Annotated in this window: 19 protein-coding genes; 13 read left to right on the forward strand and 6 right to left on the reverse strand. The window is 44.7% G+C overall.

Annotation, left to right across the window (positions count from 1 at the left end):
- The coding region (locus E2L07_RS13630) for an IS1182 family transposase (protein WP_243854960.1) at window positions 1-1,613 on the forward strand (1,613 nt) is incomplete at its 5' end.
- Window positions 1,614-1,828: 215 nt separating this feature from the next.
- On the opposite strand, the gene E2L07_RS13635 is transcribed toward E2L07_RS13630, so the two are convergent.
- From E2L07_RS13635 to yunB, 4 genes are all read right to left on the reverse strand, one after another.
- A complete protein-coding gene (locus E2L07_RS13635; RefSeq protein ID WP_053431711.1) occupies window positions 1,829-2,707 on the reverse strand; it encodes a metal-dependent hydrolase in 879 nt (292 codons plus the stop codon).
- Window positions 2,708-2,920: 213 nt separating this feature from the next.
- A complete protein-coding gene (locus E2L07_RS13640) occupies window positions 2,921-3,514 on the reverse strand; it encodes a ferritin family protein (RefSeq protein WP_010897204.1) in 594 nt (197 codons plus the stop codon).
- An 86-nt stretch (window positions 3,515-3,600) separates the two neighbouring features.
- Window positions 3,601-4,905: an aminotransferase family protein gene (locus E2L07_RS13645; RefSeq protein ID WP_053431710.1), complete on the reverse strand. Its 1,305-nt coding sequence runs from the start codon at window positions 4,903-4,905 to the stop codon at window positions 3,601-3,603.
- Window positions 4,906-5,032: 127 nt separating this feature from the next.
- On the reverse strand, window positions 5,033-5,809 hold the full coding sequence (yunB, locus tag E2L07_RS13650) for a sporulation protein YunB (RefSeq protein ID WP_010897206.1): 777 nt from the start codon (window positions 5,807-5,809) through the stop codon (window positions 5,033-5,035).
- A 308-nt stretch (window positions 5,810-6,117) separates the two neighbouring features.
- Between yunB and E2L07_RS13655 the strand changes: the two genes are divergently transcribed.
- From E2L07_RS13655 to E2L07_RS13685, 7 genes are all read left to right on the forward strand, one after another.
- Window positions 6,118-7,143: an ABC transporter substrate-binding protein gene (locus E2L07_RS13655; protein WP_010897207.1), complete on the forward strand. Its 1,026-nt coding sequence runs from the start codon at window positions 6,118-6,120 to the stop codon at window positions 7,141-7,143.
- Between the two features lie 2 nt (window positions 7,144-7,145).
- Complete coding sequence (gene fhuB, locus E2L07_RS13660; RefSeq protein ID WP_134229838.1) at window positions 7,146-9,125, forward strand: Fe(3+)-hydroxamate ABC transporter permease FhuB; 1,980 nt, start codon at window positions 7,146-7,148, stop codon at window positions 9,123-9,125.
- A gap of 27 nt (window positions 9,126-9,152) precedes the next feature.
- Entirely contained in the window at window positions 9,153-9,968 is an 816-nt protein-coding gene (locus E2L07_RS13665) for an ABC transporter ATP-binding protein (RefSeq protein WP_010897209.1), read from the forward strand.
- On the forward strand, window positions 9,965-10,762 hold the full coding sequence (locus tag E2L07_RS13670) for an IucA/IucC family C-terminal-domain containing protein (protein WP_134229839.1): 798 nt from the start codon (window positions 9,965-9,967) through the stop codon (window positions 10,760-10,762). The genes E2L07_RS13665 and E2L07_RS13670 overlap by 4 nt, the downstream gene beginning before the upstream one ends.
- Window positions 10,763-10,850: 88 nt before the next feature.
- On the forward strand, window positions 10,851-11,255 hold the full coding sequence (locus tag E2L07_RS13675; protein WP_166740083.1) for a GNAT family N-acetyltransferase: 405 nt from the start codon (window positions 10,851-10,853) through the stop codon (window positions 11,253-11,255).
- Window positions 11,256-11,309: 54 nt separating this feature from the next.
- On the forward strand, window positions 11,310-12,041 hold the full coding sequence (gene sfsA, locus E2L07_RS13680) for a DNA/RNA nuclease SfsA (RefSeq protein WP_010897212.1): 732 nt from the start codon (window positions 11,310-11,312) through the stop codon (window positions 12,039-12,041).
- Window positions 12,042-12,306: 265 nt separating this feature from the next.
- Window positions 12,307-12,630, forward strand: a complete 324-nt coding sequence (locus E2L07_RS13685; protein ID WP_134229841.1) for a GNAT family N-acetyltransferase — start codon at window positions 12,307-12,309, stop codon at window positions 12,628-12,630.
- 4 nt (window positions 12,631-12,634) lie between these two features.
- On the opposite strand, the gene E2L07_RS13690 is transcribed toward E2L07_RS13685, so the two are convergent.
- The gene (locus tag E2L07_RS13690) at window positions 12,635-13,825 is read right to left on the reverse strand and encodes a DUF418 domain-containing protein (RefSeq protein ID WP_134229842.1); all 1,191 of its coding nucleotides are present in this window, start codon (window positions 13,823-13,825) and stop codon (window positions 12,635-12,637) included.
- Window positions 13,826-13,953: 128 nt separating this feature from the next.
- Here E2L07_RS13690 and E2L07_RS13695 point away from each other — a divergent pair, with 128 nt between their 5' ends.
- The 5 genes from E2L07_RS13695 (at window position 13,954) to E2L07_RS13715 (ending at window position 17,986) form a co-directional block, all read left to right on the forward strand.
- On the forward strand, window positions 13,954-14,769 hold the full coding sequence (locus E2L07_RS13695) for a carbon-nitrogen family hydrolase (protein WP_134229843.1): 816 nt from the start codon (window positions 13,954-13,956) through the stop codon (window positions 14,767-14,769).
- Window positions 14,766-15,500: an oxygen-insensitive NADPH nitroreductase gene (gene nfsA / locus E2L07_RS13700; RefSeq protein WP_134229844.1), complete on the forward strand. Its 735-nt coding sequence runs from the start codon at window positions 14,766-14,768 to the stop codon at window positions 15,498-15,500. The genes E2L07_RS13695 and nfsA overlap by 4 nt, the downstream gene beginning before the upstream one ends.
- Window positions 15,501-15,703: 203 nt before the next feature.
- Window positions 15,704-16,819, forward strand: a complete 1,116-nt coding sequence (locus E2L07_RS13705) for a sensor histidine kinase (RefSeq protein WP_053431703.1) — start codon at window positions 15,704-15,706, stop codon at window positions 16,817-16,819.
- A gap of 1 nt (window position 16,820) precedes the next feature.
- The gene (locus E2L07_RS13710) at window positions 16,821-17,459 is read left to right on the forward strand and encodes a response regulator transcription factor (RefSeq protein ID WP_053431702.1); all 639 of its coding nucleotides are present in this window, start codon (window positions 16,821-16,823) and stop codon (window positions 17,457-17,459) included.
- A gap of 92 nt (window positions 17,460-17,551) precedes the next feature.
- Window positions 17,552-17,986 carry a hypothetical protein gene (locus E2L07_RS13715; RefSeq protein ID WP_010897222.1) on the forward strand — a complete coding sequence of 145 codons (435 nt, stop codon included), beginning with the start codon at window positions 17,552-17,554 and terminating at the stop codon, window positions 17,984-17,986.
- Window positions 17,987-18,006: 20 nt separating this feature from the next.
- Here E2L07_RS13715 and E2L07_RS13720 read toward each other — a convergent pair whose 3' ends face one another.
- The gene (locus E2L07_RS13720) at window positions 18,007-18,570 is read right to left on the reverse strand and encodes a class I SAM-dependent methyltransferase (protein ID WP_134229845.1); all 564 of its coding nucleotides are present in this window, start codon (window positions 18,568-18,570) and stop codon (window positions 18,007-18,009) included.
- Between the last annotated feature and the right edge of the window lie 186 nt (window positions 18,571-18,756).

Raw genomic sequence — 18,756 nt, forward strand, 5'->3', positions numbered from 1 at the left:
TAGAAATAAAATTACAAGAAAATGATATTGCTTTTGCGATTAATGACCTTGTAGAGAGCATACCAGAGGAAGCATTCAAAGATTTCTTACGCCAAACTGGACGTCCTGCCTATCATCCTCGTATGATGTTAAAAGTTATTTTGTGTGGGTATACACAATCTGTGTTTTCTGGTCGTAAGATAGAAGCGTTGCTCCAAGACAGTATTCGGATGATGTGGTTAGCCCAAGGAAATGAGCCGAGCTATCGGACGATTAATCGTTTCCGTTCCAATCCACTTATTGAAAAATTACTGCGCGAATGTTTTGTCCAATTCCGTAATCAACTCGTGGAAAAGGAGTTGATTGAAGAAGAAGCAATTTTTATTGATGGTACGAAGATTGAAGCGAACGCAAACAAATTTACCTTTGTATGGAGAAAATCCGTCGAACAATATAGTGAAAAATTAATAGAAAAGTCCAACCAACTGTATGATGAATTATTGGAAAAGGAAATTATCCCAGCGATAGAACGAGAAAGTAAAGAAGAACTAACCGTTAAAGAAATGGAAGAAGTGGTCAAAAAGTTAGACGAAACAGTCAGCGAATATGATAAAAAAATTGAAGCTTGTGAGGTCGGCAGTGAACGGAAGAACATTCGCGCTGAACGTAAAGCACCAAAACAAGCTCGTAAGCAGTTCATGGATTTCATTGCTCGTAAACAAAAGTATCAAAAAGATATGGAGACTTTCGGCGAACGCAATAGCTATTCAAAAACTGATCCTGATGCGACGTTTATGCGGATGAAGGACGATTACATGAAGAACGGTCAATTGAAAGCTGGTTATAATGTACAACTTGCGACAGAAGGTCAATACGCACTCGCTTACGATGTTTTTCCAAATCCAACAGATACACGCACCTTGATTCCATTTCTTCAAACGATAGAAGATTTCTTCGAATTACCAGAATATATCGTTGCAGATGCAGGATACGGAAGCGAACAGAACTATGAAGAAATCATTGAGAATCGAAATCGAACGCCACTTATTACATACAATCAGTATCGAAAGGAAAAGAAAAGGAAACACAAAGACAATGCTTTTCATGTAGACAATTGGGATTATAATGAGGAAGAGGACGCTTTCCGATGTCCAAATGGTCAAAAAGTATGGTTTAGCCATCAGTCCAAACGAACAGACAGGTACGGATTCACACGGGAATTTAAAGTGTACGAATGTGAAGATTGTTCAGGCTGTCCATTCCGCGAACTGTGCACGAAAGCAAAAGAAGGCAACAATCGAAAAGTCTACATTAATGAAAAGTGGGAATCTCAAAAAGAAAATATACGTATGAAGCTTTCAGACGAGAAAACTGGTGAAATTTACAGGAAACGAAAAGTTGAAGTAGAACCAGTGTTCGGTTTTCTGAAGGCTAATTTGGGTTTCACTCGAATGTCCGTCAGAGGCAAAGATAAAGTGAAAAATGAATTGGGGTTTGCATTTATGGCCGTGAACTTGAGAAAGTACACGGCCACGAACGGTGACATAGGGCCAGGAAATAAGAAAAACTCCACAAAAAAGGTTCCAAGCACTTATTATTTGCTTGGAACCTTTTTACTTACTATTTTTGGCTAGTTTTGTCCCAGCCTCTTTTTCGTTTCGAAAGGAGGTTATGATTTGAAAGATCCCAAACGAATGACAGTGATGATCATCCATCCGTGACGCCATAAAAGAAAAGTGTGATAACAAGGCAACAAAAAAAGCGACTGTGATTAACTCCACGTGTCAGCACGGGGAGTTAAAGGAGTAAGGTTTTCATTGGTTTGAATCCCCCCTTACTTTGAAAACGCCTAGTCATTCTCACCAACGAGAACTTCGGTTTCAAGGATCGAGGTGCCACGATTGTAAAATCGCGGATCGAAAATGACGGCATGATGTTCGTTCTCATCTAACGTAATTCCATAAAAAGGAGCAAACCAGGCGATCGTTTCTGCATAAGGGTCTTCCAGGACCTTTTCCACAATCAACGGATCATCAACAGTCTCGATGATCGTTTTTTCTCCTTCACTCCATAAGCTTTTAGAATAAATTTCGATCACGTTTCCATTCTTGCCGAACACCGTGAATTGAGTTGGAATAAAGCTAGCAGAGACTACCGTTTCCTCATACTGTTCGGAGACTTGTTGTTTGATCCATAGATTCTGCATTCCTTGGGAGCCAACATACATGAAGATGGCAATCCAAACGATGCGAAACGCCTTTTTCGTTCCTAGTTTTTTACGTAGAATAAAACCAGTAATGAAGAATAGAAGAATGGGAAGATCGACAATCGGTAAAAAGCCTAACGAATAACGAGAGTCAACAAACGGTTCAAGCAACCCTGTCCCCCATGTGGTTAGCCAATCGGCTCCTAAATGGGAGAGCACCGAAAAAAGTGAAAGGAAATAAATCCATTTCCATGAAAGTTCTTTTCGTTTTTTAAAGGCAACAAGATAGATGATCCCAACAGCTAAGGCGGCCATCAGTGGGGAAATCAAAAGTGAATGAGTAAGCCCACGGTGAATGCGCAAATACGCCTCACCATCGTTAAAGAGTAACCCGTCAATGTCTGGAATTTCAGCGGCGACAATGCTTGCCAAAGCATACCACTTTTTATGTGTTTCCATGAAGGGCTTTTTGAAGGCAGCATATACACCATATCCTAGTAATCCATGGGTAACCGTATCCATAATAATAGACTCCTAGATTTTAATCGTTATGTCTATTATCTGTCTTTCGTTTTCCGATGGCAAATGGAATGATCTTTTAAAAGCTGGAAAAACCGAATCCTCATAGCTATAGGGAGTGGACGCACGAATAGCGCACTACCCCGCCTAAAAGCATATAAGAATTCTGCGCCGGTTATTTAGGAGAAATAAATTAAAATGACCTCAGGCTCATCTTTAGAGCTTTGAGGTCAGGCGCTTCGTTAAAAAATAGAGAAACCACACCGCATGGTTTTGTTCATCTTTGGCGGCCCGTTGAAATGCTTCACGAATTTGTAAATTAGGGGCATGATCGGCCACTTCTAAATAAAAATCAACGGTCTTTTGCTCTTCTTCAACAGCAAACGCTAATGCTTTTTCGTAGTTGTGTGAGATTTTTTGATCGGTGGTCGGTTCATGCTGTTTTTCGGTTATTTGTTGATAGAGTGCTGAAAAAGTCCGTAAGTGTCGCTGTTCATCCGTTATGATTTCCTCTATTTGCTGCTGCTCTTTTTTCGTTGGGGCGTGTTGCGCCATTTGCTGATAGCATTGAATGGCACGGTGTTCTCCATCAATAGCAGTCATTAAATCTCGCATGATGGTGCGAGTACGATCCTGGGGAGTCTCTGGTGTACGTAGTGGTCTCGTTAAGTAAGGAACAAGCGACGTCTGATACGGGCTAGAGTATGGTCCAGTGTACAATGGCGGTAACTGAAAATAAGGAGGTGCCTGCTGCTGAACAGGAGGCTGGTACCACGGAGTGCCCCCTAATTGCCAGTATGGATAATACAAGAAACCCCTCCTTTGCTCTCCGATAGTGTTATCGCATTTGTTAAAGTGTATGATTGAACAACTTGTCACTATACATGATCACGGAATCATGAGACGACAGCCTGCACGGAGGACTCGAGAATGGATAGCAATTGATTCAGTTCTTCTTCATTGATGATTAGAGGTGGGGCACAGACGAGCACGTCTTGTTGATCAAAGGTAACGGCGCGCAAAATCAGACCACGCTGATCAGCCGCTTGCACAACCTTTGGTGCGAGGGGTTCGTTTTTTCCGTTATGAGAAAACGCGAGTGCGGCCATCAATCCTCTACCTCGAGCGTCATGAATCTCGGAATATTGCTCTTGAATGGTACGGAAGCCGAGAAGCAGCTTTTCCCCCATGGTTGCTGCATGGTCGATCAAGTTCTCTTCCTCGATTATCTGAATGTTCTTAAGGGCAACAGCACAAGACGTTGGATGGCCGCTATACGTATAGCCATGTAAAAGCGTACCGTGGGAATGTACCGTTAGCTGTTCGTGCAATGATTTTGACAGCATCACACCACCGAGCGGTGCATATCCGCTCGTAATCCCTTTGGCGATGCACATCATATCAGGGCTAATGTTGGCATGATCGCAACCAAAATAGGCTCCCGTTCGTCCGAAGCCGGTAATGACTTCATCTGCAATGAACAGCAGTTCGTATTCATCGCAAATGCTACGAATGTCACACAAGTACGAATCGGGCGCCACATGAACACCGCCCGCTCCTTGAATCGGTTCACAAACAAAGGCCGCGATCGTCTCAGGTCCCTCTCGATCAATCATTGCTCGCAACGCTTCTATTGACATATGGTCGACATGTAGGAAGTCCGGAGCAAGCGAGGGAGCAAAATCGCGAAACGGTTTCAACCCGGTAGCGCTCGTGGCTCCCATGGCGACCCCGTGATAGGACTTCATGCGGGCAATGATTTTTCTTTTTTTCGGCTGGTCTTTTACTTTCCAATAGTGTCTAGCTAACTTGAACGCCGTATCGTTTGCTTCTGATCCGCCCGACGTAAAAAAGGTGGCGCGCAAGGAAGGAGGCGACACGCGAGCCAGCTTTGCTGCTAATTCAATTGCAGGCTTATTGCTAAAGGTGGCAAAGCAGGATGAGAACGCGAGCGTGTCCATTTGTTTTTTAGCGACCTCTCCAAGTTCTCTCCGTCCGTGCCCTACATTGACGTTCCATAATGATGACATGCCATCAAGGTATGCTTTTCCATCATGGTCATACAAGTAAACACCTTTCCCACGTACAAAAATATGGGCAGGCCCGTGCTGCTGCTGTTGTTGCATGGAAGAGGTGGGATGGATAAAGTGCTGTTGATCAAGCCCAATGAGGTTACGAGAAGTTTCATCGTTTTTCTTCATTTGTATCACCGCCTTTATGTTCACAATATGCGAAACAAGAATGATTCATTAGAAAAACTTGGCTTGTTTCCAGACTCTTACCCGAAATGTACATAGCCCTTCTCGCTTAGGAGAAGAGCTATTTCAGTTATTCACTTTCTTCTTCACCTGTTTCAGAGCTTGGTGGGACAGCTGGTAACACCATTCCGCCCCCTTCGGAATAGATTTCAGGAACCTCTCCTTGAATGTTCAAAATGCCAATTGGTACCGTCGTTTCGTAGGCTTCGGTTGCGGTCGCAAAAGGGATGACGATTTGCGCATCAACCATGACATCAAAGCTAACAGCGAGGGTCGTATTGTTGATCCCCGTATCGATGACTTCTAAATTGAGGTCGGTGCTTATTTCCCCGATCGTTGAGAAGCGAACAGGCACGTGGGGACCGAAATGGGCTAAAAGGGCATTGTTGGTTGCTTGCCCGAGCGGAATCGTGTACATGATCCCACCATCCGTAATTTTCACATCTTGATCATTTAAGATCGAATGCAAGTTTAAGTCTGTGACAAGTCCTTGTTCAATCGCTTTTAAGTGGTTCTGAACCCTGACCGTTGCTTCGGAAACGAGTCGGTTGTAAATTTGTGTGTTAAACTGCACTTGATTGTCGCCTTTTTCGATGAAAAGCTCATCTTGGTCGAGCTGATCGACAATGTTTCGCGAGACGGCATCATTGATGACGGATGTGGCAATGAGTTTTGTCTCATTAGAAGCAATGCTAATAAGCGTCGGTCTTATCGATTGTTCCACGAGCCAAAAGCCAATCACCGTTAAAAATGTAAAGATTAAAAAGGAAAATAAAAAGACGTAGCGCAATGGAAGGGGCCCGCGCCTTTTTCGGGGTTTTACCCTTTTTAATGGTCTCGGTCTCATGTTGACTCCCCCTTTTGTAAATGTCTATGCACAATTGGGGGAGGGTTTTCCACCTTCACACAAAATTGAACAAAAACATGGAGGCGGTAAGGGGGAAAAGGGAACTTTCTAATCGTGAGAAGGGCGTTTGATTAAGAAGGAACCATTCTATGTTCATTAAACATGACATTTTTCACCGCAGGTAAAAGAAGAAAATATGAGATTGATTCTCACTTGTTTGTTGAAAATTGTTCTCACTCGTTTTATAATCAGGTAAGTGATAATCATTATCAGGACATTAGAAATATAATAGTTGGAGGAGTACATTGATGAGAAACCGTTGGCTTTTTACATTGGCAATGTCTTTCGTTTTTGTCCTACTAGCTGCATGCGGAGGAAATGAACCAAGCGAAGGTGAAGAACCAGAAGCAGGAGATCAAGAACAAGTCGAAGAGACAGGGGATGAAGGAGCGGAAGCGTCAGGTCCATACTCTGTTGAGGATGTCTTTGGTACGGTCGAATTTGAGGACGTTCCTGAACGAATTGTTGTTCTAGAGTGGACATATGCAGAAGATTTGCTAGCTTTAGGAGTCCAGCCTGTCGGTATGGCTGATATTGAAGGTTTTGAGGCGTGGGTTGATATTGAGGCTGAACTCTCAGACGAGGTCGTGGATGTAGGTACGCGTCAAGAGCCAAATTTAGAAGAAATTGCAGCTCTTGAGCCAGATTTAATCATTACTGCAAAGTTCCGTCACGAAGCGATTAAAGATGAGCTTGACCTAATTGCTCCGACGTTATTCTTTGAACCATATCCAGAGGATGAATCGATTAATCAATACGACGAAATGGTGACAACGTTTGAAACGATCGCAAAGGTCGTACAACGTGAAGATGAAGCTGCAACCGTATTAGCTGAAATGGAGCAAAAATTTGAAGAAGCAAAAGAAGCGATTGCAGAGGCTGATCTTGAATCGAACGAATTCATTTTAGCGATGGCTTACTCTGGTCCACAAGCGCCAGCGATTCGAATTTTTGCGCCAAATGGAATGGCAACGATCATTCTCGAAAACTTAGGGCTTGAAAATGTCCATGAGCCAGATGCGTTTGAAATGTACGGGTATTCTGAAGTAAATGTTGAAGCTCTTCCAGAGTACGAGGATGCTAACTTCATTTACGTTGTGCAGGAAGATGACAATGTGTTTGAGGATCAACTTGCAGATAACCCTGTTTGGACCAATCTGAATTTCGTCCAGGAAGAGCGGACATATTCTCTTGGCGGAGATGCTTGGCTATATGGCGGTCCACTTTCAGCGAAAACACTCGTTGATCGCCTCGTTGATTCCCTTACACAATAGTCATGAGTAGCTTAAAACAACGAAAGCCTACCTTGCTTTTTGCAGGAGGCTTTCTCCTACTTTTACTGTTAAGTGCGATTCATGTGACTCAAGGCCAAGCGAATTTGACGCTTTCCGAAATTGTAAACGACGTCTGGACAGAAGGTCGCGTACAAGATATCGTCGTCACGCTCAGGCTTCCGAGGGTGTTAATGGGGATTCTCGCCGGTGGTGCACTAGCCGTTGCGGGTGCCATGTTGCAAACGCTAACGAAAAACCCGTTAGCCTCAGCAGGAATTCTCGGCATTAATGCCGGGGCTTACTTGTTTGTCGTGGCAGCGATGATTTTTGTTCCGAACGTTCTTGGACAATTCCCGCTGATCGTTTCATTTATGGGAGCGGCAGTCTCCGCACTGCTCGTCCTAGCTCTCGTTGGTAAGGCGATGGAGCCCGTTCGTGTCGCGTTGACAGGGATGATCGTCACAATGTTATTTTCATCGATTACTGGAAGCTTGCAGCTCATTTATGAAAATGAGACAAACGGGTTATTTCTCTGGGGATCAGGTACCCTCGTTCAGTTAGATTGGACGGGTGTGAAATTTTCCGTTGGCTTCATTTTTGCTGGATGGATTGGAGCGTTGTTACTCGGAAAGTCGATGGATCTTTACGCCCTAGGAGACGATGTCGCTACGTCCCTCGGTCAATCGGTCGCTCGTACGAAGTGGTTAGGCTGGCTCGTGGCGATCTTTCTTGCGGCAGCGACCGTTAGTGTAGTTGGGCCAATTGGCTTTATTGGCTTGATCGCTCCCCATTTAGTGCGAATGATGGGGGTTCGGAATCATACACCTTTGTTTCTCCATTCGTTTTTATGGGGCGCTGTCCTCCTTGTTGGTGCGGACGTACTTGCACGCTGGATTGAGCCAGGGAGAGAGATTCCTGTCGGAGCGATGACAGCGATCATTGGTGGTCCGTGGCTTATGTATCTTGCCTATCGTACGGGAAAAAAGCATTCGCAGCGTCGCAACCGATTAGGTGGTCATGTCGTAGCGACTCCTTATTGGCTCGTTGCTTCGATCATGGTTGGTATTAGCGTGGCCATTTTGGTTGTCTCTCTATCATTCGGTGGAACAAACTTCTTTTCATTGCAAGATTGGCTCGACAAACAGATTTTCTCACCGTTCGTTTGGCAGCTTCGTGTCCCGCGAATCATTACGGCGTTTCTAGTCGGAATGCTTCTTGCTTTGTGTGGTGTCCTCTTGCAAGGGGTGCTCCGTAATCCATTAGCAGATCCGACCGTTCTCGGGATTACTTCGGGAGGGGGAGCAGGGGCGATGATCTTCCTCGTCCTGTTCCCAACTGCTTCGTTTCAATTTTTACCGTTTGCTGCGATCATTGGTGCCAGTATTTCCATTGCGATTATTTTGCTCGTCACGTGGCGTTCAAATTGGGAACCCATTTTGTTAGCGCTTATGGGAGTGGCCGTTTCGGCCGTTGGTTCAGCGATCATTCAAATAATGGTCGTCAAAGCCCAATTAGGGGTAGCACCTGCGCTTGCGTGGTTAGCAGGAAGTACGTATGCAAAAAGTTGGACAGATGTTCAACTTGTCACCTTGTTTGCGATAATCGCGATTCCGATCGGCTATCTGTTGTCACGGAAAATGGATTTGCTCGCCTATGGAGATGACGTGGCAACGGGACTCGGACTCGACGTTACGCAGACGCGATTGATTGCGATATTGCTAGGAGTCAGTGCCGGAGCTGCTAGTGTCTCCGTTGTTGGAACCATTGGCTTTATTGGGTTGTTAGCACCACATGCTGTTCGACGGATTGTGGGGGTTGAACATAAAGCCATGATTCCTCTAAGTTTGCTAGTAGGTGGGATCATGCTCGTTGCTGCTGATTTTGTTGGTCGCTTGTTGCTTGCACCTAAGGAAATTCCAGCCGGTCTAGTCGTGGCTGTCCTTGGAACTCCATACATTTTGTATTTATTACGGAAAACTTAAACCATTGAAACATGGAGGATGATCGCAATGTTTTCGATTGAAACGAAGAACCTAACCCTCGGGTACGATGATACGATTATTATTGAGGAGCTTGACCTCAATATTCCTAAAGGGGAAATTACCGTCCTTATTGGTGGGAATGGCTGTGGGAAATCAACGCTCCTCCGTTCTCTTGCTCGTCTATTAAAACCTCAAAGTGGCGCAGTGCTTTTAGAAGGTTCTTCGATTCAGCAATTGGCCACGAAGGAAGTGGCTACGAAACTTGCAATTTTGCCACAAGGTCCAGAGGCGCCAGAAGGGTTGACGGTATATCAGCTCATTAAACAAGGGCGGTACCCTCATCAAGGCTTGTTCAAAAAATGGACATCTAAGGATGAGGAAAAGGTGATGCAGGCGTTGGAAGCGACAAGGCTAACAGAGCTTGCAGATCGTCCGGTGGATGCGTTGTCTGGGGGCCAGCGGCAGCGGGCGTGGATTGCGATGACCCTTGCGCAAGATACAGAAATCATCTTATTAGATGAACCGACAACATACTTAGATTTAACTCATCAAATTGAAATCTTGGATTTGCTTTTTGAATTAAATGAACGAGAGAAACGTACGATCGTGATGGTTCTTCATGACCTTAATTTAGCTTGTCGCTACGCCCACCATTTGATCGCTGTAAAAGATCGGACGGTGTACGCTCAAGGAAAACCGGAAGAAGTGATCTCGTGTGAGCTTGTAAGACACGTATTTGAGATGGAGTGTCAGGTTACGTCTGATCCATTGTTTGGAACACCTCTTTGTATCCCTTATGGCAAAGGGCGTTGTATCGTGAAAGATGTAGGTGTCGCGACATGATCGAGCCACCTGTTATGAATGATGCTCGTCTGTTATCGTCCGGGGAAAAAGAAGCATTGAAAAAGCTGCGCCTATCTTTTAAGGCTGAACTTGAAAACGATGGAAAAAAAGAGTATGAGGCGACAGAGCTGCTAGATGAAGGATGTCTTGTCCCGTTGTTGCACGAGGTGAAGGATGTATTAGAGGCTCCGGACCTCCTCGTAACAGCGTCTATGTTTTCCAAACGTTATGCTTATTTAATGACGGTTCCAGTGCTCTATGCATTTTCCCTATGGAATGTGCGCTTTCAACCCACTATGGAAAACGTCGTGTATCGTGAAAAGGAGACAGATCCTTATTGGCTTCCGACGTTTTATTTTCATGAGGAGCGCATCCATCCTATTTCATTAGAATTACGCGAAAAAGAAAGAGAAGCGCTGTTCTTCACTCTATTTGCCAACCATTTAGATAAAATGTGGGATGTGCTTTGCAAGGCAACATCGATTCCGAAAGAAATTTTATGGGAGAATACCTTTAGCTATCTGTATTGGTTGTATGATTCCTTAGTACAGCAAAGCGAGGAATGGACAAACGAGGCGGTGAAAAGGCAAGTCGAAGCGGATCGTCACTTTTTGTTTTATGAAGCCGACGTTCAACTGTTTGGCCATGGGCGTAAACATCCGTTCACACGAATGGCTGAACGAAGAGAGGCCGTTAAGGAGAAGGATACTCCGCCGCTTAGGCAAACGTGCTGCTTTAGTTACCGGTGTGGGGAGCCGCCTACCTATTGCGGGACGTGCCCTCGCAAACCGTAGAACACTTGAAAAATAAAGGCGGATGATAGATGCTATAGGAGGATGCCTGTAGCATTTTTTGTTGTATTAAAAGAAAGGGGGATGAATGATGGAGATTACGAGGTTACAAGTGGCGGAGCCGCCCGTCGCAAAAGGGATACACAAATTGCAGCTTGAGAGCTATCAACGAGAAGCGAGCCTCATTGAATATCCTCATCTCCCGCCGTTACGAGAATCTTTCGAAGAGGTGGCCAACTTTCACGGAGTAGTCTACGGTGTTCAGCGCAAAGACGCGCTTTTAGGTGTTATCTTCGTTGAACCAGCTAAGGAAGCAACAGTAGCAACCATTGCGAAACTGTTTGTAGCCGAAAACGAAGGAAGAAAAGGAATTGGGTGCTCCCTTGTCACTTTTGTCAAAACAAGATATAACACCTTATATGTGTCCACAACTGAACGGAATGAACCGGCAATTCGTTTATATCAATCGGATTTTGCGAAAAGTTTCGCATCGTGATAGATCCATGGCTCACGCTATGTACGTTTGAATGGAAGAAAAGGAGCGACACTAATGTTTTTACCGTTTAATACAAGGTTACACCACGCAACGTTTTTAAGGCGACCGAATCGTTTTATCGTAGAAGCCCGCCTCGATACAGGCGAGGAGGTGGTGGCACATCTGCCCGATCCAGGGAGATTAAAGGAGCTATTACTACCGGAAGCATCCATATGGCTTCGGCATGTAGATAACCCGAGCCGGAAAACGCAGTGGTCCGTCGTTTGCAGCCAAGCTCCAGAAGGAGATGTTCTCGTTTCCCTCGATACGACATTGCCGAATCAACTTGTGACGAAAGCGTTGCAACAGCAAGAATTCCTCCCTTTGTGTCAGTGGGCTTATGTAAGACAAGAGTTTACGTATGGAGGATCACGCTGGGATGTGTTGCTTAGGGAAGGAGAAAAACAGTTGCTTCTCGAAATAAAAAGCGTCACGCTATCCGAAGCGGGGGTCGCCTATTTTCCTGACGCCGTTACGGCGCGTGGGACGAAACATGTAAAGGAGCTGACAGCGATTCAGCAATCAGGTGACTATGAAACCGCCATTCTTCTGTTAGCACAGCGTGAGGATGTAACGGAAATCAGGCCTGCCTATCATATTGATCCTCATTTCTCGGCCGCGTTGCAGGAAGCAGAGAAATGTGGTGTGCGTCTTTTAGGCCACACGAGTAAAGTGACGCTTGAAGGGATTGAATTAGGAAAACCGGTAAAGGTGGATACGAGTGAGCGAAAGGAGACAAGCGATTGATGAGTGTTCGTAAGCCTTATGAGAGTGAATACCCACTGCTCTCGGAGTTGGCGTTGAAATCGAAAGCGTATTGGGGCTATGACCCTAGCTTTATCCCGTTTAACTGGCGCTAAGACTCCCACCTCAACGCTTTGATTAACAAGAAAGATTAAGTGAGAGATAAGCGCCAGTAACAACCCGATTGGTTCAACTAACATTCAGCGGGGATTAAAAACCCCACTGAATCAAGTTTCACTTTATCAAAGCTTGCCGGAATGAGTTAACGATGACAAAGGATGATCCGGCCATTGTATACGTATATGAGCAAGAGGGAAAGCCCGTCGGTGTATTTAGTTTTTTAAAACAAGCTTCATGGTATCTCGACTTTTTTTATATTGATGTGAGTACGATTGGCAACGGTTATGGAAGAAAGATGTGGCATGAGATGATCGCGTGTGCAAAAAAGGAAAACATCTCGTCTTTCCTCATCGAAAGTGATCCGAACGCCGAGCCTTTTTATAAAAAAATGGGAGCGCACCGAATCGGTGAAACTCCCTCGTCCGTATTTGCAAATCGAATGCTACCATTATTAAAAGTAGATGTTAATTGAAATATTACCGCCGCCATTTCGGAATCGAAAGATAAGTGCCTGCACGCCAGACCCATTCCATCGGTCCGATTCGGAAGTGACGTAACCAGAAATGGCTGCAAACGATTTGTAAAGCAAAGAAGCCGATGCTCAGAAGCAAGCCAACAAAAAGACCAAGACTGCCATATAAGCCGAGTCCATATCCGTAGAAAACAGTCGTAAACACAAGTGACTGTAAAAGATAGTTGGTTAACGACAGGCGACCAACATAAGTAAACGGTTTAAGCAACTTCTTCCCTTGAGCCGTTTGTGAAAACAAGGCGATGCATGAAATATAAAAGAGAGCAACTAGTGGGCCACCAATGATAATTTGGATCGTTTCAAGGTTAGCAGGTGATAGGACCGTTGCGATTTTAATTGGAAAACCTATGAGCAAGCCGATCCATAGCATTCGCTTAAAAATAGCTTTATGCTCAGCCGCGTTGGCGATCCAGCCTTTTCGATGAACGAAGGCGCCTAGCAAGAACATGCCGATAACGGAAATCATATTATTGACGAAAATAAGAATGTCTCCGAGTACACCAAGGCCAGTAGGATCAGCCGTTCGCCGAAATTCAACAACCTCGCCATAAGTGCCGCTCGAAAGAACAGCATCCTCATCCTCACTATAAGCGGCGATGGACTGGAAAACCGCCTCGGTATACGGATCTTCCTCCATCGATAATTCTCCTAATGCGGAGGTGGCCATTATTCCAAGTAAAATGAGCGCCCAAATCAACAAACCGCGCTCTGTTAACTTTAAAAAGAAAAAGAGCAAAAAACTGCAAATCGCATACATGAACAAAATGTCTCCGTCCCAAATGAACAGGCCGTGTACATAGCCGAGAAGGAGAAGAATGAGCGTCCGCCGCCAGTATACCGCTACGAATCCTTGCTTTTGCTCGGTGAAGCGATCTTTCATGAGCGCCATCCCGTACCCGAATAGGAAAGAGAATAACGTATAAAAGCTTCCTTGAGCTAAAATGCTAATGAGCGCATCAGCCCCCGAATCAAGGAAACTAGTAGGTGCTGGCATTGTGTATTCCGGAAATAAGCCATATTGAAAATGGCGCATGTTCACGAGTAAAATGCCAAGTAACGCAAAGCCTCGCATCATATCGAGCGCTTCAATTCGGTTTGATTCTAACGTAGGTGTTACTTGTACTTTCGTTGTCATTTTCGTTGCTCCTTGTTAAGATTTTCATAGATCAGTGTAACGAAAAAAATGGTTTTATTCTACTATTAAATGAAATATGTTGAAGGTTTTGTCTTTAGACTATACGGTTTGAGGAAGGATGCGAGACGATGAAGGTGGCATTATACCAAATGGATATTCTTCCAGGCGATCCTCGCGGGAATGAACGCAAAGTGAAAGAATGGATTGAGGACGTCATGCAGCAAGAGGACGTTCCTGATCTTCTCGTACTGCCGGAAATGTGGACGACGGCTTACACTCTTGATCAACTGGAGCATCTTGCGGAAGGGGAAGAGCGTTATACAGAGCTATTTTTAAAGGAGCTAGCACGAGAGCACAATGTGAACATCGTTGCAGGTTCTATCGCCAAGAAAGAAAAAGGGAAGCTGTACAACCGTGCCCTCGTGTTTGATCGTCGTGGTCATACTGTTTATCAATATGATAAGATTCATCTAGTCCCGATGTTGAGTGAACCAGATTATTTAACTGGGGGCGATGCTGCGGCCTCTGTGTTTGAGCTAGATGGAACGAAAATGGGTCTCGTCATTTGCTATGACCTTCGCTTCCCTGAGTTGATGCGTTCCCTTGCGCTAGAAGGGGCGGAAATTGTTTATATTGTGGCAGAATGGCCAGAAGCAAGAGCTGTCCACTGGGAAATCCTACAACGTGCACGGGCGATTGAGAATCAATCTTATGTCATTTCCTGCAACCGAGTAGGTGCCTATGCTGGCGTCACATTCGCAGGGCGATCGATGGTCATTGATCCGTGGGGGGACGTTTTAGTCCAAGGCAGTTGTGATCAAGAGGAGACCTTGACCACGAAGCTGAATCCAGACAAGGTTTCAGAAGTGCGAGAAGCTGTCCCTATTTTTCAAAGCCGGGTACCAACAAAATACAAACCGTTACATAAGGAGGATGTCACGTGACCAATGAAATGACAACGCTCATTCAGCAGCATCGTTCGATTCGGAAATTTACCGCTGAACCGATTTCAAATCAAGTGATTGATGACATTGTAACGTCCGGTCAGTGGGCGCCGTCATCCCATCACGTCCAGGCGTACAGTATCGTAGTCGTAAAAAATCAGGAGTCAAAGAACAAGCTGGCCGAATTAACTGGCAATCAATCGTATGTTGCCGAGTGCCCTGTCTTTTTTGTGATTTGTGCTGATTTTTATCGTTTGAAGCAGGCAAGTGACAAGCATGGAATGCCGTTTGAAATAAATGAAGTTGAAAATGTATTAGTCGGAGCCGTAGATGCTGCGTTGGTGGCGCAAAACATGCTGCTAGCTGCTCGCTCTTACGGATTAGGGGGAGTGATGATCGGCGGTATTCGCAACAATCCAGATCAAGTGGCTGCACAACTGGAACTGCCAGAACTCGTCATCCCGATTATGGGTCTATGCGTTGGCTATCCTGACCAACAACCGGAACAAAAGCCTCGCTTCTCAAAAAACGCCGTCGTCCATGAGGAACGTTACTCCTTTAATGAGGCTGATCTCGAGCGATATGATGAGATTACGAAAGCGTACTATACGAAACGAACAAATGGGAAACGCACAGACAGTTGGAGTGAAATGATGGCGAAACACTTCTCTACCCGAAAGCGCCCTCATGTGACGACGTTTATTAAAAAACAAGGAATCGATTTAACCTGATCATAAAACTCTAACAGCATACGGAACCGCTGTTAGAGTTTTTGTTTTTTCACTTTATGTAAGTGGTGAGGGAAAACGAAAATGACGAGCTTCCTTGCCATTAGAGCTGGTTTCATAATTTTTTAAAAGATTGAGGGATTTTCGTCAAAGTCATAGAATGAAAGTATAGCTTCATTGTATAGAATAAAAGAAGGAGGAAACGAATGATTTCCTTTGTCCTAACATCAGGTTTTCTCGTCCTCCTATGGGCGCTTATCGTAATGAATGAACTTCCAATGGCAGAGGGCCGTGCGACGTTTCTTTTTGTCGTCGCTAGTTGGCTTGCCATCTATTTTCTCCGTCCACTCATCCAGATGCGGAGATTATGGCAGTTCGTGCTCGTCCTTTCATTTCTGATGATTCATTTAGTCTTTCTCTCACCAGATTCATTTTATCCGTGGGGAATGTATTATTTTTTTATCCTCGATTTAGCGTGGGGCGACAAAAGGGTAAAACCCTCACACAAATTTGAATATGTCGCCATTATTACGTTATCGCTCATTCCATACTTGTTTCATACGTATTCCTATCCAATGCTGTTCCATCTGATTGTCCTCACAGGGATGACGACCTTCGCTCTTTCGATGTCAAAGCTCAAAAAAACATATGACGAGCTAGAAAGCAAGTGGACTTCATTTTTGGTGGAATATCGAGCACTCAAACGGCACGCTTATCAGTCGGAGCAAAATGCACGGGCAGAGGAAAGAACACGCATTGCCCGAGATATGCACGACTCTGTTGGCCATCAGTTAACGACGCTCATGATGCAGCTTGAAATCACCGAACGGACGGCCACAGGAGAGATCAAATCGCTCGTCTCACAGGCAAAGCAAATGGCAAGAGAAAGCCTAAATGAAACAAGACAAGCTGTCCGCGCGCTGAGTCAAAAAACCTATGGAATGGCATCGGTGCTTCAGCTCATTCGTAAACTTGAAGCGGAGAGCCATGTTCGTGTTCAACTGACAACGAAAGAAGGGGTTTTATCTGCACCGTTGACGAATGACCAATATGTGACCGTGTACCGGTTTGTCCAAGAAGGTATTACGAATGCGATGCGCCACGGGCATTCTCGGGAAGTGGCCATTACTCTTGAAGTCATTGGAGGGAACAGCTATCAGATGAGTGTTGAGAATCGCATTTATTCGTCGGCTCCATTTGAGAAAGGGTTTGGTTTGTCGAATCTCACAGATCGATTAGAAGCGTTGAACGGACGATTAGACGTCTTACAAACAGAGAACCTTTTTCGCACAACTGGGGTTTTTCCAATAAAGGAGGGATAGGATGGCAAACTTACTACTTGCTGAAGATCAGCACCTCGTGAGACAGGGTCTGAAAATGATGATTGAACAAGATGAAACGTTACATGTCATTGCTGAAGCTAGCAACGGCCAAGAAGCGGTGGAAGCCTATGAACGATATCTTATCGACCTTGTGCTCATGGATGTGCGAATGCCGGGTAAAACCGGATTAGAGGCTACCAAAGAGATTCGCGCTCGTCATCCAGAAGCAAAGATTTTAATTCTTACGACCTTTGCTGATGATGAGTATGCATTGGAAGCACTCAAATATGGGGCTTGCGGTTACTTGCTAAAAGATGCTGATGCGGATCGATTGATTCACTCGATTAAAAGTGCACTAAACGGCGGGATGAGCCTAGATGATACGGTCGCAGCAAAAGTGTTACCGCGCCTTTTGCACCAGCAAACGGGTGAAGTAGAAGAAAGAACCGCGAGGCTAACGAAGCGAGAGCTAGCTGTCGTCAAACTAGTTGGGGAAGGGAAGAGCAATCAGGAAATTGCCGATGCCCTATTTTTAAGTGTCGGGACCGTGAAAAACTACATTAGCCAGGCCCTAGATAAATTGGAGTTACGAGATCGAACCCAGTTAGCGATCTATGCTGTAAAACAACAATTATCTTAAAAATAGACGAATACGATGAGCAAATTTTTTTCTTGAACATAGATATGGTATTATTTATAAGAAATGGATGTCTGTTTTCAGGAGGGAATAGTATGCTTTTAGGCGTTATCCCTGTACTAGCAATCCTACTTTTAGGGTTTAATATCCATCTACTTGTCAAGGAAAGACGATACAAAAAAAGCTGGATCTCCTTTTCTATGCTTGGACTCAATGGCTTGTTGTTTGTAGCGTTCACTTTCTTTTTGCTCGTTTACATGGCTGGATTTGTGACGATTACGACCATTCCTCCTTTTGTTTATTGGTTTCTTATTATGCTCGGCTTCATAATCGAAGGGATGTCCCTTTATAAAAAATACGTCCCAGGACAAATGACAGCAGCAGCTATTCACTTATTTGTCGTGCTGCCGACAATCTTCTCGATCGGGATTGTCTTGCTTCTTGTGGCCATTATCGAACTCATTGTTGCGATGATGAACGGAACGGGAGGACATCCAGTTCCTCGAAATAAGCAGACAACTACTCCATAACGCTCTAGGGACGAGTTTCCTTAGAGCGGTTTAATTGCGTCTACGATTAAGGAAGGGAAGACGATCTGCTCTCCTTGGTTACGTGGGTCAAATGTCTTTGAACGAAAAATTACACCATCCTCTCCGTTCCAATCCTCACAAAGGAAAGCTCCGTTCTCGTCAAAGTATTCTAGCAACTTTACGGTGAATCCAGCTTCTTTGAACATGTTTGATATCGTTTCATATGTATGAACGATTTTATGACTTGCAGCCGGATGGTCTTTCGGTCCAGGGCCACCAACTTGTACCACGGCTTGATACGTTTCATCTCGGAAAAAACCGTCGGGCACTGCACAGCGTATATATCCAGACGGCTTGAGAAAATCATAGCAAATGTTGGCTGCCTCGACTCCTTCTCTAAACGTGAGATGCTCCCAAACGTGCTCTGCTAAAATAGCTGAAATCGATTCGGGAGTAAAGCGTTTCTCCCACATGCTCTGGTCCGGCAAGCTTAGCTCCTCCTCTTGTGTATGAATCCAACCAGGGTTATTGTTATAAGGTCCTGCACCAACGACAACTTTCAGATCCAATTGTGTCCACCTCATTAAGAATTCGAGAAGAGTGGTTACTTTACCTGCTCTTTCGTCCTAAGGGGCTGTATCAAAAGGTCATAAAAAATGACCTTTTGACAGCTCCTTTTTCATGCCAAACATACAAAAAAATCGCCTCTTTCGGTATAATGAAGTTACCACACCACATTAACGAAAGAAGGCGATTTTTTATGAGTAACC

Source organism: Halalkalibacterium halodurans (assembly GCF_004376175.1).
GTDB classification, from domain to species: domain Bacteria; phylum Bacillota; class Bacilli; order Bacillales; family Bacillaceae_D; genus Halalkalibacterium; species Halalkalibacterium halodurans.